Raw genomic sequence first — 23,653 nt, 5'->3', positions numbered from 1 at the left:
GCGACCCATGACCGTGTTGAAGATGTCCGACCTCGATCTGCAAGGTAAGCGCGTATTGATCCGCGAAGACCTCAACGTCCCAGTCAAGGACGGTGTTGTCACCAGCGATGCGCGTATCCTGGCTTCGCTGCCGACCATCAAGCTGGCCCTGGAAAAAGGCGCGGCCGTGATGGTCTGCTCGCACCTGGGTCGTCCGACCGAAGGCGAATTCTCCGCCGAGAACAGCCTCAAGCCTGTCGCTGACTACCTGAGCAAGGCCCTGGGCCGCGAAGTGCCGCTGGTGGCCGACTACCTGGGCGGCGTTGACGTCAAGGCCGGCGACATCGTGCTGTTCGAAAACGTGCGCTTCAACAAGGGCGAGAAAAAGAACGCCGACGAACTGGCCCAGCAATACGCCGCCCTGTGCGACGTGTTCGTGATGGACGCTTTCGGCACCGCTCACCGCGCCGAAGGTTCGACCCACGGCGTGGCCAAGTTCGCCAAGGTCGCCGCTGCCGGCCCGCTGCTGGCTGCTGAGCTTGATGCACTGGGCAAAGCCCTGGGCGCCCCGGCCAAGCCAATGGCGGCCATCGTTGCCGGCTCCAAGGTGTCGACCAAACTCGACGTGCTGAACAGCCTGAGCCAGATCTGCGATCAACTGATCGTCGGCGGCGGCATCGCCAACACCTTCCTCGCTGCGGCCGGTCACCCGGTCGGCAAGTCGCTGTACGAGCCGGACCTGCTGGACACTGCGCGCGCCATCGCCGCCAAGGTCAGCGTGCCGCTGCCGGTCGACGTGGTGGTTGCCAAGGAATTCGCTGAAAGCGCCGAAGCGACCGTCAAGCTGATCGCTGACGTGGCTGCCGACGACATGATCCTCGACATCGGCCCGCAAACCGCGGCCAACTTCGCCGAACTGCTGAAGTCGTCGAAAACCATCCTGTGGAACGGCCCGGTCGGCGTGTTCGAATTCGACCAGTTCGGCAACGGCACCAAAGTGCTGGCCGAAGCCATCGCCGAAAGCGCGGCGTTCTCGATTGCCGGCGGTGGCGACACCCTGGCGGCCATCGATAAATATGGCGTGGCTGAAAAGATCTCCTACATTTCCACCGGCGGTGGCGCGTTCCTCGAATTCGTCGAAGGCAAGGTGCTGCCGGCCGTTGAAGTCCTGGAAAGCCGGGCCAAGGCCTGAGGCCGCCCGATTGGCCAGGCAAAGGAGTGTTCAGATGGTCAAGTCGTTAGCGCTGTTGCTGCTGACCGGTACGCTGGCGGCCTGCGGGAGTAACCCGAAGGCCGAGCCGACACCGGCACCGGGCGAGGCCCAGAAAGGCTGCTACCAGGCCGACTGGCAGGCCGAAACCAACCCGGTGCTGAACAAGCGCTCGGGCCCGGACGGTCTGGACAAATACGAGACGCAAACCCCGGCCAAGGAACATGGTTGTCCTTGACCGGTCTGACTCTTTAACTCAGGGCCGGCGGCGTGCGCTGCCGGTCGAGGAACACGGATGAAAGGCTTGATCGCCGTTGCGGCACTGGGATTGTTGGGTGGTTGTGCGCAGTGGAACCCGTTCCAGTCATCCGCCCCTGTGGATAACTGGACCACCTGGACCTGCGACAGCCAGGCCAGGGTGCTGTGGCGCTACACCGATGCCGCCCGCAAGGAAGTCGATGTGCGTCTGGGCGGCGGCGATCAGGTCTATCGCCTGAAAGAAGAGCCGGGTGCCTCGGGCGCGCTGTACAGCGACGACATGCTGGCGTTTCACATCAAAGGTAATGAAGGCCTGGTCTACTGGGTCGCCACCAATGATTTGATCGGTCGGGGCTGCAAAGCCGAATAAAACAGAATTTGCTTTATCGAATCACCAGGCCGGGCCTCAACCCCCGATCTGCAATCACTTGAATAGCCGCCGCCGCTCCGGCAGGCTGGCACGATTAACGACCCAAACCGGGAGAGACACACACAATGGCACTTATCAGCATGCGCCAGATGCTGGACCACGCAGCCGAGTTCGGCTACGGCGTTCCAGCCTTCAACGTCAACAACCTTGAGCAGATGCGCGCGATCATGGAAGCCGCTGACAAGACTGACTCCCCGGTGATCGTTCAGGCTTCGGCCGGTGCCCGCAAATACGCCGGCGCCCCGTTCCTGCGTCACCTGATCCTGGCGGCAATCGAAGAATTCCCGCACATCCCGGTGTGCATGCACCAGGACCACGGCACCAGCCCTGACGTCTGCCAACGCTCGATCCAGCTGGGCTTCAGCTCGGTCATGATGGACGGTTCCCTGGGCGAAGACGGCAAGACCCCGACCGACTACGAATACAACGTCCGCGTTACCCAACAAACCGTGGCCATGGCTCACGCCTGCGGCGTTTCGGTTGAAGGCGAGCTGGGCTGCCTGGGTTCGCTGGAAACCGGCATGGCCGGTGAAGAAGACGGCATCGGCGCCGAAGGCGTTCTGGATCACAGCCAGATGCTGACCGACCCGGAAGAAGCCGCTGACTTCGTCAAGAAGACCCAAGTTGATGCCCTGGCCATCGCCATCGGCACCAGCCACGGCGCCTACAAGTTCACCAAGCCACCTACCGGTGACGTGCTGGCGATCGACCGCATCAAGGAAATCCACAAACGCATCCCCAACACCCACCTGGTGATGCACGGTTCCTCGTCGGTTCCACAAGAGTGGCTGGCGATCATCAACCAGTACGGCGGCGACATCAAAGAAACCTACGGCGTACCGGTTGAAGAAATCGTCGAAGGCATCAAGCACGGTGTGCGCAAGGTCAACATCGACACCGACCTGCGTCTGGCATCCACCGGCGCCATGCGTCGCCTGATGGCCACCAACCCGAGCGAATTCGACCCGCGTAAATTCTTCGGTGAAACCGTGAAGGCGATGCGCGATGTATGTATCGCTCGCTACGAAGCTTTCGGTACCGCCGGCAACGCTTCGAAGATCAAGCCGATCTCGCTGGAAAGCATGTATCAGCGTTATCTGAAGGGTGAGTTGAACGCCAAGGTCAATTGAGACTGGGTGTTGAGCTGACTGAATAAAAAATCCGCCGAGAGGCGGATTTTTTATGAGCGACGATATCCTCGGGTCATGAGGCTATCCAAAAGTCAGAGTAAACGGCGCTGCTGCTCGCTCAAAGGCACTCACCACATGAGGCGCCTGTTCCCGATATTGTGGATAGCGCGCAAGTACCGCTTCAACCGAGGCAAGCAATCGCTGAATGCGCGCCCTCGGCTGCTCGATCTCACAGGTGTGGGCAAACTCCAGCAATCCCTGTCGCGAGGCAAGCATCGACTTGTTGCCCGCCAGATCCAGAGCCAGCACATCCTCCGGAATATAAGCCGTGGTGTTGACGATGTCATAAGCCGGCGCCAGGCGCGCGTCGCGCTGAGTCGGTTCGGAGTAAAGCAATCCAAAGTTTTTCAAATGAGCGTCGCCATTCCCGACAATGCAGCTCAAGGCAACACTATCGAAAAGTTGATCAAGTGATGCGCGTACATGCTCGGCCGGGCAGTACACACGGATGGCCTTGGCAATTGCCGCATAGCTTTTGCTGTACTTCTGGCTGGCCGACAACCCCATCAACACTGCCATGTCTTCAAAACCGATCGGGTTGAGCTGATCGTCGCGGTCAAAGCGGCGCATGACGAACAGCTTGGCATTATCGGAAATGTAAAACGGCGGAACGGGAATACCCGCTTCTTTCGCCATGGACATACAAAGGAATTCGTTGACTGCCAGACCGGGAAATTCGTCTCGGCCACTTTTGATAATCAAGTCTGAGGTTTTCGAGGTCTCGCGGTGTAACGCGGCTTCCTGTTGTTCCGGAACCAGCAATTTTGGCTGAACACCCGAAATGCCTGCTCGCAGAATGTAGCGATCCATCAGGCCGGCGAAAATATCTTCCGTGCCGTCCCACGTCAGAATCTCCTCAAGTTTTTCTCCTGGAAATTGTTGTTCTTCCAGCAAGGCATCAACCGTTTCAGAGCGCACTTGAACCCTGCCAATGGGAGAGGTGCTACCGGAGAGCGCCAGCAACAGCATCGGGTCGACATTCACGGTCTTGGCCAGGCGATTACGCAGCTGCTCCAGCACATAGCCTTCCGGCAGGTTCATCTGAAAAACAGGGTGGAGCTCGCGTCGGCGAAACTCGTCATGCCGCACTGGCATCGACAGGCTGATAGCCACATCTGGCAATGCATCGTCGTGATAACGGAACGTGAAGTCCTCGCCATCGCTGAAAAGCCTGCCACTATGCCCCTCAGGCGTACTGACTTTGAGAGAGGTCATTTTCATTCGAATAAATCCCCAAGCTCTTCAAGGGTTGGCATGGCGGCTGGGACGACAGCGAGTTCGCAATCCAGTGCACCGAGCACGCGCGCATAGGCGATCATGCCAACAGAAAGGGTGCCTTTTTCTACGGCGATGACCTTGTATCGTGTCAGCCCGGCGAGGTCGGCAAGCTGAGCTTGGGTCAGGCCTCGGCGAATACGCTTTTCGCGCAACTGGTCGCCAAGGCGAGCGATCAACAAAAAATAATCCATGTGCTGCTACCGGAACATAAATATATGTATGTTACGTTAGCACAACATTCTCGTAGGGGTAGTGTTTCGTAGGCTTACCGCAGACGGATCGTCGAAGGCATCAAGCACGGCGTGCGCAAGGTCAACATCGACACCGACCTGCGCCTGGCATCCGCCGGCGCCATGCGTCGCTTGATGGCCACCAACCCGAGCGAGTTCGACCCGCGTAAATTCTTCGGCGAAACCGTCAAGGCGATGCGCGATGTATGTATCGCTCGCTACGAAGCTTTCGGTACCGCTGGCAACGCTTCGAAGATCAAGTCGATCTCGCTGGAGTCGATCTATCAGCGTTATCTGAAGGGTGAGTTGAACGCGAAGGTTAACTAAGTCTTAGCGTTTACCGCGACCATAAAAAACCGCCGTGAGGCGGGTTTTTATGGTCGGGATTTAGCCGGCTCACTTTCATCGTCGTTAGATGAGAGTCTTTTTCTCTATTGAACAATGAAGCGAAGGTTTTGCGAAATTACGTTATAGGTGCCGCTGGCATTTACTTGTTCAAAATAAACGTCGTAGGTCCCTGGTCGAGGAAATTTATAAAATGCCTCGAACTCAAAGTGTTCCCGTTTGTTGTTAATGCAGGGTGTCAGATATTGCAGGGTTAGCGTTACAGTACAAATCGTGACGGTAGGGATGCCCGCCGAAGGGATCGGATAAGTGTAATAGGTAATTACGTCATTTACTCGGGTGTCGGGGTCGAGCAGGTGGTAAAGCACCATGTAGTTATTGGAAAATTTGAAGGTTGGCATCACTTGCGGGCCTGTAGCAAACGAGCCGGGCGGTTGCGCATTGTATATTTTTGGTTGTGAGCCGGGGTTGATGCCGGAAACCGCTGGTTGAAGGATGCTCGTTAACGTTGGCATTTTTTTCTCCAGTGTTTATCAAGTGTTTTATGCAGAAGTTTTTTTGAATCGAAACGGGCCAATGCTTGATAACTTATTGTTGTGGAGTTTTTGGGTACGCCATCATTGTTGATGGGCGAAAGCGGATTGCCAACTGTCAGTTTTTACAGGTGAGATGATTTATTGAGAATTAGAAAGCAGGTTTTTATTTCGAGTGGAGAAAACGCAGCAAAAGCTAGTGACTTCAGATTTGAAAGAAAACCGCCGAGAGGCGGTTTCCTTGTGTAGCCGGTTCCCGGTTACGGCGTCAGCTCAACATGATCCAGCGCCTGATTCACCGCCAATTCCCCAAGCATCACCAGTTGCGCTATGCCTATCGCGGTTTTGCGGTCGGCGGGGGGTAGGGTGGCGGCGAAGTTGTTGAGCATTTCGCTGGCGGAGCCGAGGGTTTCGCTGGCGTTGGCCAGCAGGGATTCGGTGTTGTAGGCGGGGTTGGCGAAGTACATGCGGTCGGGTTCGTTGACCGTGGCCATGATGCGGGCGCCGGGGCAGAGGTAGTGGTCGAGGGCGCGTTCGGCTGCTTCGTTGAGTTTGGTGGGGTCGAGGGGATCGTAGGGGGAGGCCAGATCGGTTTCTGGCGGATTCGGTGTAATTTTGAACATATGCTGAAAACTCCTGTAAGGAGCTGCCGGTCCTTCCCTACTAAAAGAAGGGTGGCAGCTGTGCGCAGGTTAGTAGACCGGGGAGTATTCAGCATTGACCGGCGCGCCGAAGCGCCCTGCACACAGCCGCCATCACAATCAAACGGGAACGTCTGATGGATAGCGCGTTGCACGTAGCTGAAAACACCACGGGCTACTAAACCCGATCACTGCGAATCAGTGACCCGAATCAAGTTACCGATGGCCCTCCAGGCGCACAAGCCGGCGGATTCTGGCGTACCGGTAGGCCGTGACGCAAGCCGTTGTAGGCTTCGGGACGTTACGCGCACAGCTTTTAAACAGCGGCCTTAAACGTGCGCGCCGCCGCTATCTATCGTGATCGATATCCAGCTTGCTGAACGTCACCTGCCCACCCTCACTGGTGTACCCAGTGTTGTCCTGCATATACACGGCCGCCTTGAAATACAGAGCTGATAAATAAATCTGTTGCCTTTGGTTCCGTCCCCTTCGGTTGCCTCTGGTTCTCTTTGGTTCTCCAAACCGGTGGAGTCTGGCGTGCTGGTAGGCAATGGCACAAGTTTACGGCTGGATGAAGTAACGCGAAGTGTCTTTAAGCGGCTGACGTTTAAGGTTGGGCAACGGTGAAGGAGGTAGGGGTGAGGATCAACGTATCTGGGCGGTAGGTATTACTTGGCAGGGTCAGCTCTCGGGTCTCACCACCTGAGTAGACAGTCAAATAGCTGGGGCGGATTGTTGGGAATAGCCTTTAGCTGTAAAAGTTACATCAATCGGGGCTTTGTAACCTTGATTGTTCCATACGATGAAATAAAATCTGCCGGTTAATTCCTGGTTCGCCGGGTTATGTTCCACATCGTAATGCCCTTCTATTGAATCAAGAAATCCTGTTGCGGATCCCATTCTATAAAGATAGGCCGCGTAAGCGGTATACCCGATGAGATCGACCTGGCCCGAATATCTTCCATTTCTTTTTGGGATTGTAAAAGAAACTCCCAGGTCACCGTTAGTTGTCCCATTATTCGTGAAAAGTAGTTTAATGCTTTCGTCGTGTTGCTCAAATATTAATAGATTGTCAGCTTTGAAAGGGCCGTTGACCGAAACGACAACGTCGGCACTGCCAGTAGTTAGAATGGCATTGAAATTTGTGGTGCTCATATCGGTATCTCCAGTTTTTGATATTTTTACGATGGCCCTGCCAAGAGGGCTTTCAGTATCGCTGTAGTAATTTGTAGGTCAACTGTCATAACTGACAGTTCAACCAAGTCCGTAAATTGTTCATGATGTCAGGTTGCGCAATGCCAATCGCGGTTTTGCGGTCGGCGGGGGTGAGGGAGGCGGCGAAGTTGTTGTGCATTTCGCTGGCGGAGCCGAGGGTTTCGCTGGCGTTGGCCAGCAGGGATTCGGTGTTGTAGGCGGGGTTGGCGAAGTACATGCAGTCGGGTTCGTTGACCGTGGCCATGATGCGGGCGCCGGAGCAGAGGTAGTGGTCGAGGGCGCGTTCGGCGGCTTTGCACACTCGATAGAGTCAAGGCCCCAGACGTAGCTCTCTATTGCGCTTTACGATGGCTTCGAGAAGCGTGCTGTTGATGCCGATGGATCTGCAGTACGCAATCAGTGCGCTGATGTCATTCCGAATTTGAGAGCGTTCAACCCACTATCCAGCTTTTAACTGGATAAATGACTAGGATTTGTTTGTTTAGTTGTAAAAACTGCTCTGTCTATACTTTTGAAATATAAAAAACTGTCAGATGTTACAGGTGTGGAGAGTTCGTTAGCGAATTATTGTTAGGGCTCAATTATCTTTCAGGATGGAAAAAATGCAAAAGGACAAAGGAGTCACTAGTGTTGGTGTTGGCGATGTTCAAATGTTTCTGGCGATTCCCGGGGGGGGAGCACTTTACCGTCTCAATTCGTGGAAGAGAGTTTTTGCAACACTCTGGCGAAAATTTCCATTTTAAATTTTTCCAGTATCTAGGCAGTAATGAGTTTTATGTTGGTTCCACATTCTACAAAAACCTTCAGCTTAATGTGCCGCACGAACTGGGAGGCCCTGGATCAGTTGCCGGCGTGCATCTGGAGTTGGACGGGATTGATAATTCCAGGAGGGCCAAGGGCTTTGTTTGTTTGGAACGAGGCGGAGATTATCCGAAAGGGGTGATCTTTTGTGCGGAAGAAAAGGCATTTTCTTTGATTGCGATGTTTGACTTTAAAAATAATTAATTTTTCATCATCGGTGCGATATCAGTTTCATGCGGCAGACTTTCGAAAGTCTGCCGTTTTTTATTCTATGTCATCGATAATTGATGCTCAGGTCAGTGTCCTGTTATTTGTCATGATCGATATCCAACTTGCTGAACGTCACCTGCCCACCCTCGCTGGTGTACCCGGTGTTGTCCTGCACATACACGCCCGCCTTGAAGTACAGCGGTTTGTTGCGCCACGTCGCGCTGATCTGCGAATCCCACTGATACCCGGCCGCACTCACGCCCAGTGCACCGCCGGGGCTCAGATGAATGAGGTAGTTGAACTCGCGATTGAGTTTGATCCCGGTGGCGAGGGTGATAACGCGGCTTTCGTCCTGATCCGGATGGGTGCGCAGTTTGATCACCAGGTTGCCGGTCTCGGTTTTTTCTTTGTATTGGTACTCAAGCTTGAGCATCGGCTTCTGGCTTTCGTAGGCGTGGATCTGGCCGATGACGATCTTGCCCGAGCTTGGCACCTTGTTGACCGACAGGGTCGCGCGCAGCAGGTTGTCGGCGTCGGGGTAATACCAGTTGCGCAATGTTCCGTTGCTGTAGGTTTCGCGCAGTTCGGTGCGCGGGTAGATGGCGTTTTCGGTTTTCGAGCCGGTCACCGGGGACCAGAAGAACAAGGTGCCGGTGTCGGAATGGAAGTACTGATCCTTGAAGCCGTTCACCAGTTTGGAGGTTTCGACGGTGTAGGGCGGGCTGCCAACGGGAACGCTGAGGTTCCAGGTTGCGAGGTCGATCATGTCGGTTCTTCCACTCTATTTCTCTTGCACGCGCGTGCCAGAAGCTCTAGCCCGCGCCTCTTGGGGGCGGCCTTTATAAGCGTAGAGGGATTTTTTGTTAATGGCCGTCCGGCAGATGATTGGCGTCAACATCCTGTCGAAATGCCACCTTTCCCGGTTTTCGGGGGCTTCAGCGGTGACCGTTAGTCGGCTGCCTGCTGGTTTGTTTAAATGATGGCTGGATGACAGCTATTGCTTTTACAGATCCCGGACTAGAGTGAAGACTCGGTGACTGTACGGTTTTCACGAGAAGCCGCCCGGAACACTGACCCGAGATGCCCCGACACGAGTTGTCCCGACAAGAGAAGCAGCATGGAATGCGCGCAACCCCAGCCAGGTGAAGGCAGCTCAGTCCTTTTGATCGTCGATGATTACCCTGAAAACCTGATCAGCATGCGCGCGTTGCTGCAGCGCCAGGACTGGCAGGTATTGACCGCCGCTTCCGGTTACGAAGCGCTCAACCTGTTGCTCGAACACGACATCGACCTGGTGCTGCTGGATGTGCAGATGCCGGGCATGGACGGTTTCGAAGTCGCGCGGCTGATGCGCGGCAGTCAGCGCACGCGCCTGACCCCGATCATTTTCCTCACCGCCAACGAGCAGTCCCAGGACGCCGTGATCAAGGGTTACGCCAGCGGTGCGGTGGATTACCTGTTCAAACCCTTCGATCCGCAGATTCTCAAACCCAAAGTCCAGGCGCTGCTGGAACACCAGCGCAATCGCCGGGCCTTGCAGCGCTTGAGTCAGGATCTGGAATCGGCGCGGGCCTTCAATGCCTCGGTGCTGGATAACGCCGCCGAAGGGATTCTGGTGTTGGGCGAGGATGGCTTGATCCGCTTCGCCAACCCGGCGATTTCCCGGCTGCTCAATGCGCCGGTGAAGGAGCTGGAAGGGCAGGAATTTCTCGATTACCTGCAGAAACCGCATATTCCGCTGTGGGCCGATTCCGAGTTTTACGCCGGTTACAAACGTGGCGAGACCCTGCGTCTACACGACGCGTCGCTGCGCACCGCGCCGGGGCAGCAGGTGCCGGTGGCCTTGTCCTGTGCGCCGCTGCCGAGTGAACAGCACGCGATGGTGGTGACGGTGCTGGACATGTCGGTGGTGCGTCATCTGCATCAACAGCTGGAATTTCAGGCGGTCACCGACCCGCTGACCGGGCTGCTCAATCGCCGGGGTTTTTACCAGACTGTGGAAAACCTGCTGTTGCGCGGCGAGCGCACGGACAGCAGTTGGGTGTTGATGTACCTCGATCTCGACGGCTTCAAAAGGGTCAACGATTCCCTCGGCCATGATGCCGGGGACCGGGTGTTGCGCTGGGTCTCCGAACAATTGAAAGCCTGCCTGCGGCCGTTCGACATTCTGGCGCGAATGGGCGGTGACGAGTTCACCGCGCTGCTGGATCTGGAATTCCCCGAGCAAGCGGCGAAGATCGCCGAGAAGCTCATCGAGCGGGTGTCGATCTGTCAGCAGATTGAAGGGCTGGATATTGCGCTGGGTGCGAGTATCGGCATCGCCACTTACCCGGATTGCGGCAACAATCTCGACGGTTTGCTGCGCGCCTCGGACATCGCCATGTACGAGGCCAAGCGTGCCGGGCGTCAGCAATATCGCTTCTACGATCATGAAATGAACGGCCGCGCGCGCTCACGGCTGATGCTGGAAGAAAGCGTGCGTAATGCCATCGAGAACCGCGATTTCAATCTGGTGTATCAGCCGCAGGTGGCCATTGGCGATGGTCGCGTTCGTGGTTTCGAGGCGTTGCTGCGCTGGCAGCATCCGAGCGTCGGCGACGTACCGCCGGGGCTGTTCCTGCCGTTGCTGGAAGAGGCGACGTTGATCAGTCGCCTCGGCAGCTGGATCTATCATCGCAGCGCCGGGCAGCGTAAGGCGTGGGAGGCCGAGTTCTCCAAGGATCTGGTGATCGGCGTGAGCCTGAGCAACACTCAGTTCGGCCTGCCGAATCTGGTGACTGAATTGCGCCAGGTGCTGGAGCGCCATGGTTTGCAGCCGCACCAGATGGAAGTGGAAGTCACCGAAGAGGCGCTGACGGTCAACCCGGACGAGACCCGCAAGCAGCTGAAGCTGCTGCGCAATCTCGGGGTGCGGGTGGCGCTGGATGATTTCGGTTCCGGAGCCTGCTCGCTGGCGCATCTGCGCGATCTGGAACTGGACACTCTCAAGCTCGATCGCCACCTGATCGCCCGATTGCCGGACTCGTCCCGCGACGCTTCACTGGTGCGCACGGTCATCGACCTGTGCAAGGAATACGGCTTGCTGGTGATTGCCGAAGGCGTGGAAACCGTCGAGCAATACCAGTGGCTGCAAGCCCATGGTTGTCAGTACGTGCAAGGCTTTCTGGTGGCGCGGCCGTTGGTCGCCGAGGACACCGCACGCTTTACCGAGCCGTTCGACTGGAGCGCGTTGGCCGGTTGAATTCGCTACACTGGCGGCCTTTTCATGACCCGTGCTGCCCCATGACTGCGTTGAAATACCTCCAGGCCTATCCCGCGAATCTGCAGGATCAGGTGCGCCAATTGATCGCCGACAACCGCCTCGGTGATTACCTGAGCCAACGCTACCCGGGCCGCCACGATGTGCAGAGCGACAAGGCGCTGTACGGCTACGCGCTGGACTTGAAGCAGGAATACCTGCGCAACGCCCCGGCCATCGACAAGGTGCTGTTCGACAACCGCCTCGATCTGACTCATCGCGCCCTCGGCCTGCACACCACGGTGTCGCGGGTGCAGGGCGGCAAGCTCAAGGCCAAGAAAGAGATTCGCATCGCCTCGCTGTTCAAGGACGCCGCGCCGGAGTTTTTGAAGATGATCGTCGTGCACGAGCTGGCGCACTTCAAGGAGTCGGATCACAACAAGGCGTTCTATAAGTTATGTGAGCACATGCTGCCGGGCTACCACCAGGTCGAGTTCGACCTGCGGGTGTATCTGACCTGGCGGGACATGCAATAAGACATCAAACAACGGAGCGCATGCATGGACGTAAGCAAGACCAAGAGCAGTTTCTACCGGCGCTTGTACGTGGCGTACCTGATCGACAGCGGCCTGGCCAGCAGCGTGCCGGCGTTGACCGAGGTCACCGGCATGCCCCGGCGTACGGCGCAGGACACGATTGCGGCGCTGGCGGATCTGGATATCGTCTGTGAGTTCGAACAGGAAGAGGGCGCGCGCAATCATGCGGGGCGCTACCGGATTCGGGAGTGGGGGGCGATTGATCGGGGGTGGATCGAGCGGAATTTGCGGCAGATAAAAGCGGTTTTGGAATATCCCTGAGTTGGGTGTTCGCCTCTGGATTGTTGCCCTCACCCCAGCCCTCCCGAAACGTCGGACCGCCCGGAGGGAGAGGGGGGGGCTGACCGAGGTGTCTTGCGTCATACATCGACCTGATCAAGTGTGGCGAATATGGATTCAACAACGCTCGTTCAGGTCGTTGTATCTCCTGAATATTCCCCAATCAGTCCCCTCTCCCTCCGGGAGAGGGTTAGGGTGAGGGGGCTTTTTCAGGACCGCCGCATACCTATGTGTGGAATGTCATCCTCAAGATATTCCTCACCGGCCACCACAAACCCGTACCGCCCGTAATACCCCTGCAAATGCGCTTGGGCCGACAGATAGATCGGCACTTCAGGCCAACGCTTCTGCGCCTGTTTCAGCGCCTGTTCCATCATTTCATGCCCCAACCCTTTGCCACGCCCGGCCGGCGCGGTCAGCACGCGGCCGATCACCACGTCGCCACCCTGGGATTCCGGGTCCAGCAGGCGCAGGTACGCCACCAGTTGATCATCGTCCCAGCCCATCAGATGGCAGGTGTCACCGTCCAGATCCTGACCGTCCGGATCCAGGTACGCGCAGCGCTGTTCGACCACGAACACTTCCGAGCGCAATTTCAAAATGGCGTACAGCTGCTCCAGTCCCAGATCGCTGTGATGTTTGCAGACCCACTCGATTGTCATCTTCCGATTCCTTGAACAACGTCGCCCGATACTAAGCGCCCCGCCGAAATATGTCTGTATGGCTGAGAAATCTGTGACAAAGGCCAAAATGCCATCATTCCAATATCGCGGCTCGCCGTACTTTGTGTAATCTGCTGGGAAGCACTGTGCAATGGCTTCAATGAGCTAAGGTTAGGGCCTGGGATTCGCCGGTAAGGGGCCTTGGGGTTTTGACTGAAAACACGCCGGGCAGCCCGCCCGCTAAGGATTTTCAAGCATGCCGCGATTGCATCGAGCCTTTGCTTTGATCGGATTGCTGTTGCTGGGTCAAAGCGCGGCAGCGGAGAAATTGCGTCTGGTGTTCGACGTCTGGCCGCCCTTTACCGATGACACGCTGGTCAACGGTGGGCTGGCGACCGACATCGTCAGCACGGCCCTGGCCCGTGCCGGTTATGCCAGCGGTTATGAGCAGGTGCCGTGGGCGCGGGCGTTGCTGGGTGTTGGCGAAGGACGTTACGACGTGCTGGTCAACGCCTGGTACAACGACGAGCGCACGAAGATCGGGCAGTTTTCCGCCGAGTACCTGCTCAATCGCGTGCGCTTCCTCAAGCGCAAAGACGCGCCCATCGAATACAACAACCTGCAGGAGCTGCACACCTATCCGGTTGCGGTAGTGCGCGGCTACGCCTATTCGGCGCCGTTCGATGCCGACACCGCGTTGCAGAAAGTCCCTGTGCATAACTTCGCCATGGCCGTGCGCATGCTCGCGGCGGACCGGGTAAAGCTGACCCTGGAAGACGAATACGTGGCCCGCTATTACCTGGCCCGGGAATCACAGAAGGTACGTAACGCGGTGGAGTTTCTGCCCAAGCCGCTGAGCGAGAACAGCCTGCATATTCTGGTCAGCCTGAAGAACCCGCAGCACGAACAGATCGTGGCCGGGTTCGACAAGGCGATTGCATCGATGAAGGCCGATGGCAGCTATGAAAAGCTGCTCAGGCAGCACGGAATGTGAGGCGGCTCAATCCTCGGCTGTGTCCTTGATCAGATGCGCCGCCAGCGTGCGCAACGGCCCGAGCTGGCGGCAGATTAGCGCCAGTTGCGTCTGCACCAGCCGCTGGCCTTCGTCGATTTCGTCCGGCATCTGCTCAAGTTCATTGGCCAGCGCTTCTTCCTCATCACTTTGAATGGCAATCGGCTGTTTGCTCGCCAGACCCTGGGCGATCTCATCGATGCTCGACGCCAGACTCACCCCGGCGCCGTCGATCAAATGTTCGCGCACCTCGGCCGGCAACTGGGTTTCACGGTGCGCGCCGAGGCCTGACAGATAGCTGAGCAAGGTGTGCGACAGCACCAGGAAGCGGAAGCCGACATCGGCTTCCTTCCGGAAATGCCCCGGCTCCATCAGCATGTTCGCCAGCGTTGTTGATAGTGCGGCGTCGGCGTTGTGCGCGTTGCGCCGGGCCAGGCGATAGGCGAGGTCGTCGCTCTTGCCGGCGGCGTATTGCTGCATGATCTGGCGCAGGTAGATGCTGTTGCAGGTGAGGGTGTTGGCCAGCACTTTGTTCAGGCGCCGACCTTGCCAGTCCGGCAGGAACAGGAATACCGCAAGCCCCGCAATCAGGCTGCCGAGCAAGGTATCGAACAGTCTCGGCACGAACAGCCCGTAACCGTCGCCCACCTGGTTGAAGCAGAACAGCACCATGATCGTGATCGCGGCGGTCGCCACGGTGTAGCGGGTGGTGCGGTTGGTAAAGAACACCACGCCGGCGGCGATGGCGAAGCACGACTGCACCAGCGGGCTTGGGAACAGATCGAACAGCGCCCAGGCAATCGTCAGGCCGATCGCCGTGCCGAAAATCCGCTGGCCGAGTTTGCGCCGGGTGGCGCCGTAGTTCGGCTGGCAGACGAACAGCGTGGTGAGGATGATCCAGTAGCCTTGCGACGGGTGTATCAGGTGCACCATGCCGTAGCCGATGCTCAACGCCAGCGGCAAGCGCAGGGCATGGCGGAACAGCAGCGAGGTCGGCGTCAGCTGCGTGCGCAGACGAATCCACACGTCCTTGAAGTTGCGCGGCGAGCGGTCAAGCAGACTGCTGTCGGTGGCATCTGCCAGGGCATCGGGGTTGCTGGCGTCGCTGAGCAAACGGTCGAGGGTGCCGAGGTTGGCCGCCAGTGCCCGCAGTGAACGCAGCAGGCCACGCCAGGCCGGGTTGCTCTGGATGCGCAGGTGTTCGAGGGAGGCGTGCAGGTCGCTCAGGGCTTCGGCGAAACTCGAGTCGTAGGTGAACGGCTGGCGCATCTGGATCGATTCGGCCAGCGCCCGACAGGCCTTGCCTTGCTGGCGCAGCAGGCGCTGGCAGCGGAACAGCACGTCGCTGTGGAAGAACGCATCGGCCAGGGCGTTGTACGGGTAGTGCGAAGAACTGGCGCGTTCGTGAATGTCCTGCGCCAGGAAGTACAGCTTCAAGTAACGGCTGACTTTCGAGCCCGGACGACCGTTGCCGACCCGGTGCAGGATGATTTCCTTGGCGCTGTTCAGGGCTGCGACGACCCGGCCATTCTGCTGGGCCAGCTCCAGTCGCCGTGCTTCGACGTCCATCTGACGGATCGGCTCGAACAGCGAGGATTTCAGCTTCAGGTAATAGCCGAGTTCGCGGAACAGCCGCGCCAGACTCTGCTGCACCGGCTGATTGGAAAACATCGCCTGCCACAGCACCGACAGCAGGCCGTACCACGCGGCACCCGCCACCAGCAGCATCGGCTCATGCCAGAAATCCGTGACCGCGCCGCCGCGCTGATCCACGCCGATCATGGTGTAGACGGAAAGAATCAGGGTCGCCGAAGCAATCGCCCCGTAACGTTCGCCGAGCGCGCCGAGCATGGTCAGGCTGAAACTGGCCAGTGCCAACGCGATGACGAACACGATGGGGTAGGGGAACAGCAATTCCACGGACAGCGCCGCGACACTGAAACACACCAGCGTCACCGCCAGTGCGTTGAGGCGGCCCTGCCAACTGTCGTCGGTCTCGGCCAGGGCGCTGGCGATAATCCCGAGGAACAGCGGGATCAGCAGCCCCATTTCATCCTGATACCAGCACAGCGCCATGCTGCCGGTCAGGGCGATGAATACCCGCACGCTGTAGCTGAATTTATCCAGCGCCCACAGGCGCCGCAAAGACTGACGAAACGAGGTCGAGGACATGAAGTGCGAAGGCCTTCCGAGGCGATGCCGCTAAATTGAGCCAGTAATGACGCCGACGCAATGGCGCCGATCACATCTGACAGCAAAAAGTGTTCCTTTCATGCACCACACACCACTGTGGGAGCGGGCTTGCTCCCACAGGGTTTTGTGTATGGCTTTGGGTCAGACGTACTGCGCGGCGGCGTAACCCGATGCCCAGGCCCACTGGAAGTTGAACCCGCCCAGATGCCCGGTGACGTCCAGCACTTCGCCGACGAAGTAGAGGCCCGGGCTTTTCAGCGATTCCATGGTCTTGGACGAGACTTCTCGGGTGTCGACGCCGCCCAGCGTCACTTCGGCGGTGCGGTAGCCCTCGGTGCCGGCCGGGACGACTTTCCAGCTGCCGAGCTTCTCGGCGATCTCCGCCAATTCGGCGTGGGTGTACTGCTTCATCGGTTTGGAGACGAACCAGTTGTCCGCCAGCAGGTTGGCCATCTTCTTGGTGAAGATCTCGCCGAGCAGGGTTTTCAGTTCGCTGTTCGGGCGCTCGGCGGTCTGCTGTTGCAGCCAGCTTGCGGCGTCATGATCGGGCAGCAGGTTGATTTCGACCGTGTCGCCCGGCTCCCAGAACGAGGAAATCTGCAGAATCGCCGGGCCGCTGAGGCCGCGGTGAGTGAACAGGATGTTCTCGCGAAAACTCTGGTCGTTGCAGCTGACCAGGCAATCCACCGAGGTGCCGGACAGTTCGGTGCACAAGTCCTTGAGCTGATCGGTGATGGTGAACGGCACCAGACCGGCGCGGGTCGGCAGCAGGTCGTGGCCGAATTGCTTGGCGACTTGATAACCGAAACCGGTCGCGCCCAGCGTCGGGATCGACAGCCCGCCGGTGGCGATCACCAGCGACTGGCACTGGATCTGGCCGAGGGTGGTGTCGAGCAAGTAACCGCCCTCGATTTTCTCGATGGTCTGGATCGAGGTGTCGAGGTGCAGGTTGACGCCGACCTGATCGCACTCGTCCAGCAGCATGCCGAGGATGTCGCTGGATTTGTTATCGCAGAACAGTTGGCCGAGTTTTTTCTCGTGGTACGGCACGCCGTGCTTGGCGACCATGCCGATGAAATCCCACTGGGTGTAGCGGGCCAGCGCGGATTTGCAGAAGTGCGCATTCTGCGAGAGGAAATTGCTCGGTTCGGTGTACATGTTGGTGAAGTTGCAGCGTCCACCGCCGGACATCAGGATTTTCTTGCCGGCCTTGTTTGCGTGGTCGAGCAGCAACACCTGACGCCCGCGCCCGGCGGCGGTCAGTGCACACATCAACCCTGCGGCGCCAGCGCCAATGATCACGACTTCGGTAGAGCGCAAAACGGTGTCCTCACGTTGTTCACCACAAAACAAACTGTGGGAGCGGGCTTGCTCGCGAAGGCGGTGTGTCAGTTGACACATATGTCGCCTGAGTGACCGCTTTCGCGAGCAAGCCCGCTCCCACAAGGATCTACTTTGGATGGTAGATCGCTTACAAAACGCGAACGCGCAGCGAACGACCCTTGATCTTGCCGTTGTTCAAACGCTGCAGCGCCTGCATGACCACGGTGCGTTCAACGGCTACATAGGACTGGAAGTCGAAGATCGCGATCTTGCCGACCTGGGCGCCCGGAATCCCGGCCTCACCGGTCAGTGCGCCAAGAATGTCGCCCGGACGTACCTTGTCTTTCCGGCCGCCAGCGATGCACAGCGTGCTCATCGGCGGTTGCAGCGGGGCACCGCCCTGGGACTTGAGGTTATCCACCTGATCCCAGTTCAGCGGGGTTTTCTGCAATTGTTCGATGGCTTGCGCGCGGTGCGCTTCGGACGGCGCCACCAGGCTGACCGCGATGCCTTTCTCGCCGGCACGACCGGTACGGCCGACGCGGTGAATGTGGATTTCCGAGTCGCGGGCCAGTTCGACGTTGATCACCATGTCCAGTGCATCGATGTCCAGACCACGGGCGGCAACGTCAGTGGCGACCAGTACCGAAGTACTGCGGTTGGCGAACATCGCCAGTACTTGATCGCGGTCGCGCTGTTCCAGGTCGCCGTGCAGGCCGACGGCGGAAATGCCTTTGGAGGTCAGGTGGTCGACGGTTTCCTGCACCTGCTGCTTGGTGAAGCAGAACGCCACAGTGGAGGCCGGCCGGAAGTGGTGCAAAACCTTGGTCACCGCGCTCATGCGCTCTTCCGGGGAAATTTCGTAGAAGCGCTGTTCGATCTGGGTGTCGTCGTGGAACGCTTCGGCCTTGACCGTTTGCGGATCGCGCATGAACTTCGACGCCAGCTGCTTGATGCCCACCGGGTAGGTGGCCGAGAACAGCAGGGTCTGACGGCGGGCCGGGGTCTGTTCGATGATGTCTTCGATGGCGTCGTAGAAGCCCATGTCGAGCATGCGGTCGGCTTCGTCGAGGATCAGCGTGTTGAGGCCGTCGAGAACCAGCGAACCCTTGCGCAGGTGCTGCTGGATGCGGCCCGGCGTACCGACGATGATGTGCGCGCCGTGCTCCAGCGAGCCGATCTGCGGGCCGAACGACACGCCGCCGCACAGGGTCAGGACCTTGATGTTGTCTTCGGCACGGGCCAGACGACGGATTTCCTTGGCGACCTGGTCGGCCAGCTCGCGGGTCGGGCAAATCACCAGTGCCTGGCAACCGAAGTAGCGCGGATTGATCGGGTTCAGCAGGCCGATGCCGAACGCGGCGGTCTTGCCGCTGCCGGTCTTGGCCTGGGCGATCAGGTCCATCCCCTTGAGGATCACCGGCAAGCTTTGCGCCTGGATCGGCGTCATCTGGGCATAACCGAGGGAGTCGAGGTTAGCCAGCATGGCGGCGGACAGCGGCAAAGTATTAAAAGCGGTGGCGATGGTGGTCACGGGACTGGCCTGCAAAACAAAATGTCGCGCAGTGTAGCAGCCTCTGGCCACTTTCCTCGAAAGTTCTGGACGAACGCAAAGCCTGTGACGAGGGCCGGTAACCTCGCCACGCAGACCCCGGTCAATGCTCGATGTGTTCTTCCCGGCGCTTGGCGCGCCGTCCGTCCTCTTTCGAGAGCTGCGAGAAAATCGTCGCCGCCAGCATCGCCATGATCCCGACGGTCACGAACGTGAGCTGGAAAGCGCCCAACACGGTCTCGACGCCATCGTTGCCGATCTCCGCCGTAAAGCCGCCGAGCAGCGCACCGGCACACGCCACGCCAAGGCTCAGCGACAACTGCGCCACCACCGACAGCAAACTGTTGCCGCTGCTGGCGCTGGCGTCGTCGAGGTCGATCAGCGTCACGGTGTTCATCGCGGTGAATTGCAGCGAGTTGATCGCCCCGAGAACCGCCAGCAGGCACAGCAGCAGCCAGTACGGCGTCTGCTCGCTGACCAGCCCCATGCTCGCCAGCATGATCCCCAGAAACAGGGTGTTGCCGGTCAGCACGATGCGATAGCCCAGGCGCTCGATCAGCGGCCGCGCGCCCCATTTGGCGACCATCGCCGCAGCCGCCAGCGGCAGCATGCTCATCCCGGCCTGGGACGGCGAATAACCCAGCGCCACTTGCAGCAGCAACGGCACCAGAAACGGCAGGGCGCCGCTGCCCAGGCGGGCGAACAGGTTGCCGAGAATGCCGACCGCGAAGGTGCGGGTCTTGAACAGCGACGGCGCGAACAGCGGGTTTTCAATGTGCCCGGCGCGCAGCCAGTACGCCGCCAGACAGGCCATGCCGCCGAACAGCAACAGCATGACTCGCAGGTGCGGCAGGTGCAGTTCGCCGAGGCCTTCCATGGCGATGGTGATCAGCACCATCGCTGCGCCGAACAGCAGGAAACCGAGGCTATCGAAACGCGTGCGCTCGGTGCCGCGCAGGTCGGGGATGAACTTCCACACCGCGTAGCATCCGATGACGCCGACCGGCAGGTTGATCAGGAAGATCCAGTGCCACGTCAGGTATTCCACCATCCAGCCGCCCATGGTCGGGCCGATCAGCGGGCCGAGCAGGCCGGGAATGGTGATGAAGCCCATGATCCGCACCAGTTCCGAACGCGGGTAGGCGCGCAGCACCACCAAACGCCCGACCGGCAGCATCAGCGCACCACCGAGGCCCTGGATCACGCGCGCGCCGATCAGCATGCTCAGGCTGCTCGACAAGGCGCAGAGCAGCGAGCCCAGGCTGAACAGCAGGATCGCGCCGAAGAAGATCTTCTTGGTGCCGAAGCGGTCGGCGATCCAGCCCGACGCCGGAATCAGCAGGGCCACGGTGAGCATGTAGGCGATGATCACGCCCTGCATGCGCAGCGGGTCTTCGGCCAGGTCCCGGGCCATGGCCGGCAGGGCGGTGTTGAGGATGGTCCCGTCGAGGGACTGCATGAAGAAAGCGATGGCGACGACCCATGGCAACCAGCGGGCGGTGATGGCGTCGAGAGGCGGGCGGTTGGGCATGGAACCTCTGGTGATGAGCGCAGTAAATCCGAGGTGACTTCATCGCGAGCAGGCTCGCTCCCACATGGACTGCGCGAACCTGTGGGAGCGAGCCTGCTCGCGATGCTTTTACAAGGTCAGGGTCAAACGGCTCACCAGCGCCCCCGGCAACAACGCCGACGAGGTACTGCGCTGGCTATAGGTGCTCGCCGACAGCAGCAACTCACGCTCGGCGGTCAACGCTTCCAGCTGCGAACCCAGCAGGCTGTAGGCGCTGTCGTCGAAACGCATGGTGCTGACCGGCGCCTGAATCTCGCCGTTTTCCACCCAGAACGTGGCAAATCGGGTCATGCCGGTCAGGCGCGCCGCCGGTTGGTCCGAGAAGTTCAGGTACCAAAGGTTGCTGATATACAACCCGGTACCCAACTGCTTGAGGATCTCGGCCTGGGACAAGTCGCCGGCGGCCATGTTCAGCGCGCTGGGCGATTCACCGCCGCCGGCGCCGTTGGCGGTGAGGCCGTATTCGGCTGCGCTGCGCGAACCGACCAGTTGCTCGCCGGCCTGGCCTTCGATGATCAGCCGCAGATCGCTGCGCGGGTAACCCTCGCCGGAAAACGCCGGACTTAGCGAACCACTGACTTTTTCATCGAGGGACACCAGCGGGCTGAACGCCTGATCGCCGGCATACAGCTTCTGCAACGGGCTGCTCTTGCTGGCAATCGACTGCGCCGAGAAACCGCCCCAGCACAACATGCCCATGATTTCTTCCAGCGCCGCCGGCGCCAGATAGGCGCGGTACTGGCCGGGCGGCAAGGTGCGCAGCGGGCGACCGAGAAATTCGAGTTGCTCGCGGGCCTGCTGGAAGCGGCGGGCGAAGTCTTCGCTGTTCCAGTCATGTCCGGCGTAGCTGGCCTTCACCGCTTCGCCGTTCTCGTGGAACAGGCTGAAGTCGAAGTTGAAGCTGTTGGCCTGATGCCAGCCGAATGCGCCGGAAGAACTGGCGAAGCCACGGCTGATGGGGCCAGCAGCGTAGAAACCGACCAGATCCAGACCTTCGGCCGCTTGAGCGATTTCAGCGACAACTTGCTCGGTGTCCGGCAGCGGATGCTCCTGCACATTCTTGCTCTGCCAGCCGTTGTGGTTGAGCAGCAGGTACGGGTCCTGCGGCAGCAGCGGCAGGGTTTCACGCAGCTGTTGCAGGCCTTCGGCAAGGCGTTGCAGGTCGGCTTCCTGATCGCCGGACAAGGTGATCTGCAGATCGGCATGGCGACCGTCGTCGATCAGTTTCAGACCGATACCGGCTTGCTGAACTTGCCCGGCCTGACGCACCTTGGCGTGGTTGAAACGGACGAAGGCCGACGATTCGGCGTCGTAACTCAGGGTGAACTGTTCCGGCTCGCGCACCGCATCGCGCAGCCAGTTGACCAGCAGCTTGAACGCCTCGGACTGGCTCTTGGAAATACTCATCAGGCGTCTCCCCCAAACACATCAACATTGCTGAACACGCAGGCCGGTGAAGCGTGGCCGACGCGGATCACCTGGTTCGGTTCGCCCTTGCCGCAGTTCGGCGTGCCCAGCACCTGGGTGGTGGCGGCGTTGCCGACGGCGCGCAGACTCTTCCAGAAGTGCGCGGAAATGCCCCGGTAGTTCGGGTTTTTCACCACACCCTTGAGTTCGCCGTTTTCAATCAACTGGCCCCATTCGCAGCCGAACTGGAATTTGTTGCGCGCATCGTCGATCGACCATGAGCGGTTGGTGCTCATCAGGATGCCGTTTTCGATGCCGCCGATCAGTTGCTCCAGCGACTGGTCGCCCGGCTCGATGTTGAGGTTGGCCATGCGGTCGATCGGTGGTCGGTTCCAACTGCAGGCGCGGCTGTTGGCGACGCCGTCGAGACCTGCGCGAAATTGCGACAAGGCACCGCCCAATGGCCGGACCAGCAGGCCTTCGCGAATCAGGAATTGTTTGCTGGCTTTGGAGCCGTCGTCATCGTGACCGTAACTCGCCAGTTCTTCGGGAATGTCCGGATCGAACGTCACATTGAGCAGTTTCGAGCCGTATTGCAGGCTGCCGAAATCCGAGGCTTTGACGAAACTGGTGCCGGCGTAATTGCGCTCGTCGCCGAGAATCCGGTCGAGCTCCAGCGGGTGGCCGATGGATTCGTGGATCTGCAGCATCATCTGGTCGGGCATCAGCAGCAAATCACGCGGGCCTTGCGGAGTGTTCGGCGCGAGCAGCAGTTGCAGCGCCTGATCGGCGACTTGCGGGCCGGCGCCTATCAGGCCGCAGCGGCTGATTACGTCGGCGCCGCCCTGCTGGCCGAAGTTCTCGCGGCCGAGGCTGCGGGTCTGGCTGTCGTTGCCGTCGTAGGCGGTGACGTCCAGGCCCGGGTAGACGAAGCGCTGGGCCTGGCGCAATTCGGCGCCGGCGCTGCTCAGGTAGATCTGTTCGACGTGGGTGATGCCGATGCTCACTTGCCAATTCACCAGGCGCTCATCCTTTGGCACCGAGGCGGATTCCGCGCCGAGCAGCTCGAAGCATTCGCTCAGCGACGGGAAGGGTTGTTCGAGATTGGGTGAAAAGTAATCGGCGCGGTCGCTGGAAACCGGCTGCTGGCTCAGGTCGAGCAGGGCATGGGGCTTGAGCCGCCGGGCCTGCTGCTCGGCGCGCTCGAGGGCGGCTTGCAGGCCTTGTTGCGACAGGTCATTGGTCGCTGCGTAGGCCTCGACGCCATTGACCCGGACAGTCAGCATCGCGCCTTCGTCGCGGCTCAGGCTCGGCGGTTCGGCGACGTTCTTGCGCACCGACAGGTACTGCCCGGATTCGCGCACATACCGCAGGGAAAAAAATTCGGCGCCCGTGCGCAAGGCAGCGAAGCGCTGCTTGAGCTGGGGGTGGAAATCGAACATCAGGGAACCTCCTTGTCATGGGAGCAGCGGCGGAGCGGATTCGGCGGGGAGGGATGAAG

At 59.4% G+C, this 23,653-nt stretch carries 22 protein-coding genes and 3 pseudogenes; 10 read left to right on the top strand and 15 right to left on the bottom strand.

The annotated features are described in order from the left end of the window. Positions 1-7 precede the first annotated feature (7 nt). The 4 genes from PDR5_RS26775 to fba all read left to right on the top strand — a co-directional run bounded on the left by PDR5_RS26775 (position 8) and on the right by fba (position 3,007). Entirely contained in the window at positions 8-1,171 is a 1,164-nt protein-coding gene (locus tag PDR5_RS26775) for a phosphoglycerate kinase (protein WP_011336326.1), read from the top strand. 34 nt (positions 1,172-1,205) lie between these two features. Beyond that, complete coding sequence (locus PDR5_RS26770) at positions 1,206-1,427, top strand: hypothetical protein (protein ID WP_007959706.1); 222 nt, start codon at positions 1,206-1,208, stop codon at positions 1,425-1,427. 57 nt (positions 1,428-1,484) lie between these two features. Then, positions 1,485-1,817, top strand: a complete 333-nt coding sequence (locus PDR5_RS26765; RefSeq protein ID WP_064600005.1) for an MliC family protein — start codon at positions 1,485-1,487, stop codon at positions 1,815-1,817. A 125-nt stretch (positions 1,818-1,942) separates the two neighbouring features. Beyond that, the gene (gene fba / locus PDR5_RS26760) at positions 1,943-3,007 is read left to right on the top strand and encodes a class II fructose-bisphosphate aldolase (RefSeq protein WP_007959708.1); all 1,065 of its coding nucleotides are present in this window, start codon (positions 1,943-1,945) and stop codon (positions 3,005-3,007) included. Positions 3,008-3,088: 81 nt separating this feature from the next. Here the strand turns inward: fba and PDR5_RS26755 are convergent, their stop codons facing one another. Together PDR5_RS26755 and PDR5_RS26750 are read right to left on the bottom strand one after the other, a co-directional pair. Then, positions 3,089-4,288, bottom strand: a complete 1,200-nt coding sequence (locus PDR5_RS26755) for a type II toxin-antitoxin system HipA family toxin (protein ID WP_064600004.1) — start codon at positions 4,286-4,288, stop codon at positions 3,089-3,091. After that, positions 4,285-4,536 (bottom strand): helix-turn-helix domain-containing protein, encoded by a 252-nt coding sequence (locus PDR5_RS26750; protein ID WP_039767977.1) that lies wholly within the window; start codon positions 4,534-4,536, stop codon positions 4,285-4,287. The genes PDR5_RS26755 and PDR5_RS26750 overlap by 4 nt, the downstream gene beginning before the upstream one ends. Before the next feature lie 87 nt (positions 4,537-4,623). Here PDR5_RS26750 and PDR5_RS26745 point away from each other — a divergent pair. Beyond that, a pseudogene (locus PDR5_RS26745) lies at positions 4,624-4,902 on the top strand (class II fructose-bisphosphate aldolase); the annotation flags it as partial. A gap of 104 nt (positions 4,903-5,006) precedes the next feature. Here PDR5_RS26745 and PDR5_RS26740 read toward each other — a convergent pair. The 5 genes and pseudogenes from PDR5_RS26740 to PDR5_RS26725 form a co-directional block, all read right to left on the bottom strand. After that, positions 5,007-5,435 (bottom strand): hypothetical protein, encoded by a 429-nt coding sequence (locus PDR5_RS26740; RefSeq protein WP_064600001.1) that lies wholly within the window; start codon positions 5,433-5,435, stop codon positions 5,007-5,009. Positions 5,436-5,713: 278 nt separating this feature from the next. Further along, positions 5,714-6,076 carry a DUF6124 family protein gene (locus tag PDR5_RS26735; protein WP_064599999.1) on the bottom strand — a complete coding sequence of 121 codons (363 nt, stop codon included), beginning with the start codon at positions 6,074-6,076 and terminating at the stop codon, positions 5,714-5,716. A 366-nt stretch (positions 6,077-6,442) separates the two neighbouring features. Next, positions 6,443-6,544 (bottom strand): annotated as a pseudogene (locus PDR5_RS29785) (polysaccharide lyase family 7 protein); the annotation flags it as partial. 264 nt (positions 6,545-6,808) lie between these two features. Next, positions 6,809-7,249, bottom strand: coding sequence for a hypothetical protein (locus PDR5_RS26730; protein ID WP_064599997.1), 441 nt, complete (start codon positions 7,247-7,249; stop codon positions 6,809-6,811). 85 nt (positions 7,250-7,334) lie between these two features. Then, a pseudogene (locus PDR5_RS26725) lies at positions 7,335-7,604 on the bottom strand (DUF6124 family protein); the annotation flags it as partial. A gap of 332 nt (positions 7,605-7,936) precedes the next feature. Here PDR5_RS26725 and PDR5_RS26720 point away from each other — a divergent pair. Further along, on the top strand, positions 7,937-8,314 hold the full coding sequence (locus tag PDR5_RS26720; protein WP_064599995.1) for a hypothetical protein: 378 nt from the start codon (positions 7,937-7,939) through the stop codon (positions 8,312-8,314). 103 nt (positions 8,315-8,417) lie between these two features. Here PDR5_RS26720 and PDR5_RS26715 read toward each other — a convergent pair whose 3' ends face one another. Continuing rightward, a complete protein-coding gene (locus tag PDR5_RS26715) occupies positions 8,418-9,086 on the bottom strand; it encodes a polysaccharide lyase family 7 protein (protein ID WP_011336318.1) in 669 nt (222 codons plus the stop codon). Between the two features lie 351 nt (positions 9,087-9,437). On the opposite strand from PDR5_RS26715, the gene PDR5_RS26710 reads away from it, so the two are divergent. The 3 genes from PDR5_RS26710 to PDR5_RS26700 are packed head-to-tail and all read left to right on the top strand — an operon-like array spanning position 9,438 to position 12,415. Then, positions 9,438-11,561 (top strand): putative bifunctional diguanylate cyclase/phosphodiesterase, encoded by a 2,124-nt coding sequence (locus PDR5_RS26710; protein ID WP_064599992.1) that lies wholly within the window; start codon positions 9,438-9,440, stop codon positions 11,559-11,561. A 41-nt stretch (positions 11,562-11,602) separates the two neighbouring features. Next, positions 11,603-12,094, top strand: coding sequence for a M48 metallopeptidase family protein (locus PDR5_RS26705; RefSeq protein WP_007959720.1), 492 nt, complete (start codon positions 11,603-11,605; stop codon positions 12,092-12,094). 24 nt (positions 12,095-12,118) lie between these two features. Beyond that, positions 12,119-12,415 (top strand): winged helix-turn-helix domain-containing protein, encoded by a 297-nt coding sequence (locus PDR5_RS26700; protein ID WP_007894945.1) that lies wholly within the window; start codon positions 12,119-12,121, stop codon positions 12,413-12,415. Between the two features lie 227 nt (positions 12,416-12,642). On the opposite strand, the gene PDR5_RS26695 is transcribed toward PDR5_RS26700, so the two are convergent. Continuing rightward, positions 12,643-13,095, bottom strand: a complete 453-nt coding sequence (locus PDR5_RS26695) for a GNAT family N-acetyltransferase (protein ID WP_064599990.1) — start codon at positions 13,093-13,095, stop codon at positions 12,643-12,645. Positions 13,096-13,351: 256 nt separating this feature from the next. Here PDR5_RS26695 and PDR5_RS26690 point away from each other — a divergent pair, with 256 nt between their 5' ends. After that, positions 13,352-14,089: a substrate-binding periplasmic protein gene (locus PDR5_RS26690; protein WP_064599988.1), complete on the top strand. Its 738-nt coding sequence runs from the start codon at positions 13,352-13,354 to the stop codon at positions 14,087-14,089. Between the two features lie 6 nt (positions 14,090-14,095). On the opposite strand, the gene yccS is transcribed toward PDR5_RS26690, so the two are convergent. The 6 genes from yccS to PDR5_RS26660 all read right to left on the bottom strand — a co-directional run bounded on the left by yccS (position 14,096) and on the right by PDR5_RS26660 (position 23,594). Then, positions 14,096-16,279, bottom strand: a complete 2,184-nt coding sequence (gene yccS / locus PDR5_RS26685) for a YccS family putative transporter (protein ID WP_064599987.1) — start codon at positions 16,277-16,279, stop codon at positions 14,096-14,098. A 162-nt stretch (positions 16,280-16,441) separates the two neighbouring features. Next, positions 16,442-17,620, bottom strand: coding sequence for an NAD(P)/FAD-dependent oxidoreductase (locus PDR5_RS26680; protein ID WP_064600971.1), 1,179 nt, complete (start codon positions 17,618-17,620; stop codon positions 16,442-16,444). A 151-nt stretch (positions 17,621-17,771) separates the two neighbouring features. Then, positions 17,772-19,157, bottom strand: a complete 1,386-nt coding sequence (gene dbpA / locus PDR5_RS26675; RefSeq protein ID WP_007959732.1) for an ATP-dependent RNA helicase DbpA — start codon at positions 19,155-19,157, stop codon at positions 17,772-17,774. A gap of 121 nt (positions 19,158-19,278) precedes the next feature. Continuing rightward, the gene (gene mdtD, locus PDR5_RS26670) at positions 19,279-20,706 is read right to left on the bottom strand and encodes a multidrug transporter subunit MdtD (RefSeq protein ID WP_039767988.1); all 1,428 of its coding nucleotides are present in this window, start codon (positions 20,704-20,706) and stop codon (positions 19,279-19,281) included. Between the two features lie 108 nt (positions 20,707-20,814). Then, positions 20,815-22,152 carry a TldD/PmbA family protein gene (locus tag PDR5_RS26665; RefSeq protein ID WP_064599985.1) on the bottom strand — a complete coding sequence of 446 codons (1,338 nt, stop codon included), beginning with the start codon at positions 22,150-22,152 and terminating at the stop codon, positions 20,815-20,817. Then, positions 22,152-23,594 carry a TldD/PmbA family protein gene (locus PDR5_RS26660; RefSeq protein ID WP_064599983.1) on the bottom strand — a complete coding sequence of 481 codons (1,443 nt, stop codon included), beginning with the start codon at positions 23,592-23,594 and terminating at the stop codon, positions 22,152-22,154. The genes PDR5_RS26665 and PDR5_RS26660 overlap by 1 nt, the downstream gene beginning before the upstream one ends. Positions 23,595-23,653 lie beyond the last annotated feature (59 nt).

The organism is Pseudomonas sp. DR 5-09, from assembly GCF_001655595.1.
GTDB classification, from domain to species: Bacteria; Pseudomonadota; Gammaproteobacteria; order Pseudomonadales; family Pseudomonadaceae; genus Aquipseudomonas; species Aquipseudomonas pharyngis.
The sequence above is the reverse complement of the archived record's forward strand: the minus strand, read 5'-3'. Positions and strand labels throughout refer to the sequence as shown.

Coding starts and splice junctions, on each gene's coding strand:
- fba (WP_007959708.1), top strand. CDS start 1,943: ATGGCACTTATCAGCATGCGCCAGATGCTGGACCACGCAGCCGAGTTC.
- PDR5_RS26770 (WP_007959706.1), top strand. CDS start 1,206: ATGGTCAAGTCGTTAGCGCTGTTGCTGCTGACCGGTACGCTGGCGGCC.
- PDR5_RS26755 (WP_064600004.1), bottom strand. CDS start 4,288: ATGAAAATGACCTCTCTCAAAGTCAGTACGCCTGAGGGGCATAGTGGC.
- PDR5_RS26710 (WP_064599992.1), top strand. CDS start 9,438: ATGGAATGCGCGCAACCCCAGCCAGGTGAAGGCAGCTCAGTCCTTTTG.
- PDR5_RS26695 (WP_064599990.1), bottom strand. CDS start 13,095: ATGACAATCGAGTGGGTCTGCAAACATCACAGCGATCTGGGACTGGAG.
- PDR5_RS26690 (WP_064599988.1), top strand. CDS start 13,352: ATGCCGCGATTGCATCGAGCCTTTGCTTTGATCGGATTGCTGTTGCTG.
- PDR5_RS26775 (WP_011336326.1), top strand. CDS start 8: ATGACCGTGTTGAAGATGTCCGACCTCGATCTGCAAGGTAAGCGCGTA.
- PDR5_RS26750 (WP_039767977.1), bottom strand. CDS start 4,536: ATGGATTATTTTTTGTTGATCGCTCGCCTTGGCGACCAGTTGCGCGAA.
- PDR5_RS26740 (WP_064600001.1), bottom strand. CDS start 5,435: ATGCCAACGTTAACGAGCATCCTTCAACCAGCGGTTTCCGGCATCAAC.
- PDR5_RS26665 (WP_064599985.1), bottom strand. CDS start 22,152: ATGAGTATTTCCAAGAGCCAGTCCGAGGCGTTCAAGCTGCTGGTCAAC.
- mdtD (WP_039767988.1), bottom strand. CDS start 20,706: ATGCCCAACCGCCCGCCTCTCGACGCCATCACCGCCCGCTGGTTGCCA.
- PDR5_RS26715 (WP_011336318.1), bottom strand. CDS start 9,086: ATGATCGACCTCGCAACCTGGAACCTCAGCGTTCCCGTTGGCAGCCCG.
- PDR5_RS26700 (WP_007894945.1), top strand. CDS start 12,119: ATGGACGTAAGCAAGACCAAGAGCAGTTTCTACCGGCGCTTGTACGTG.
- yccS (WP_064599987.1), bottom strand. CDS start 16,279: ATGTCCTCGACCTCGTTTCGTCAGTCTTTGCGGCGCCTGTGGGCGCTG.
- PDR5_RS26705 (WP_007959720.1), top strand. CDS start 11,603: ATGACTGCGTTGAAATACCTCCAGGCCTATCCCGCGAATCTGCAGGAT.
- PDR5_RS26660 (WP_064599983.1), bottom strand. CDS start 23,594: ATGTTCGATTTCCACCCCCAGCTCAAGCAGCGCTTCGCTGCCTTGCGC.
- PDR5_RS26765 (WP_064600005.1), top strand. CDS start 1,485: ATGAAAGGCTTGATCGCCGTTGCGGCACTGGGATTGTTGGGTGGTTGT.
- PDR5_RS26730 (WP_064599997.1), bottom strand. CDS start 7,249: ATGAGCACCACAAATTTCAATGCCATTCTAACTACTGGCAGTGCCGAC.
- PDR5_RS26735 (WP_064599999.1), bottom strand. CDS start 6,076: ATGTTCAAAATTACACCGAATCCGCCAGAAACCGATCTGGCCTCCCCC.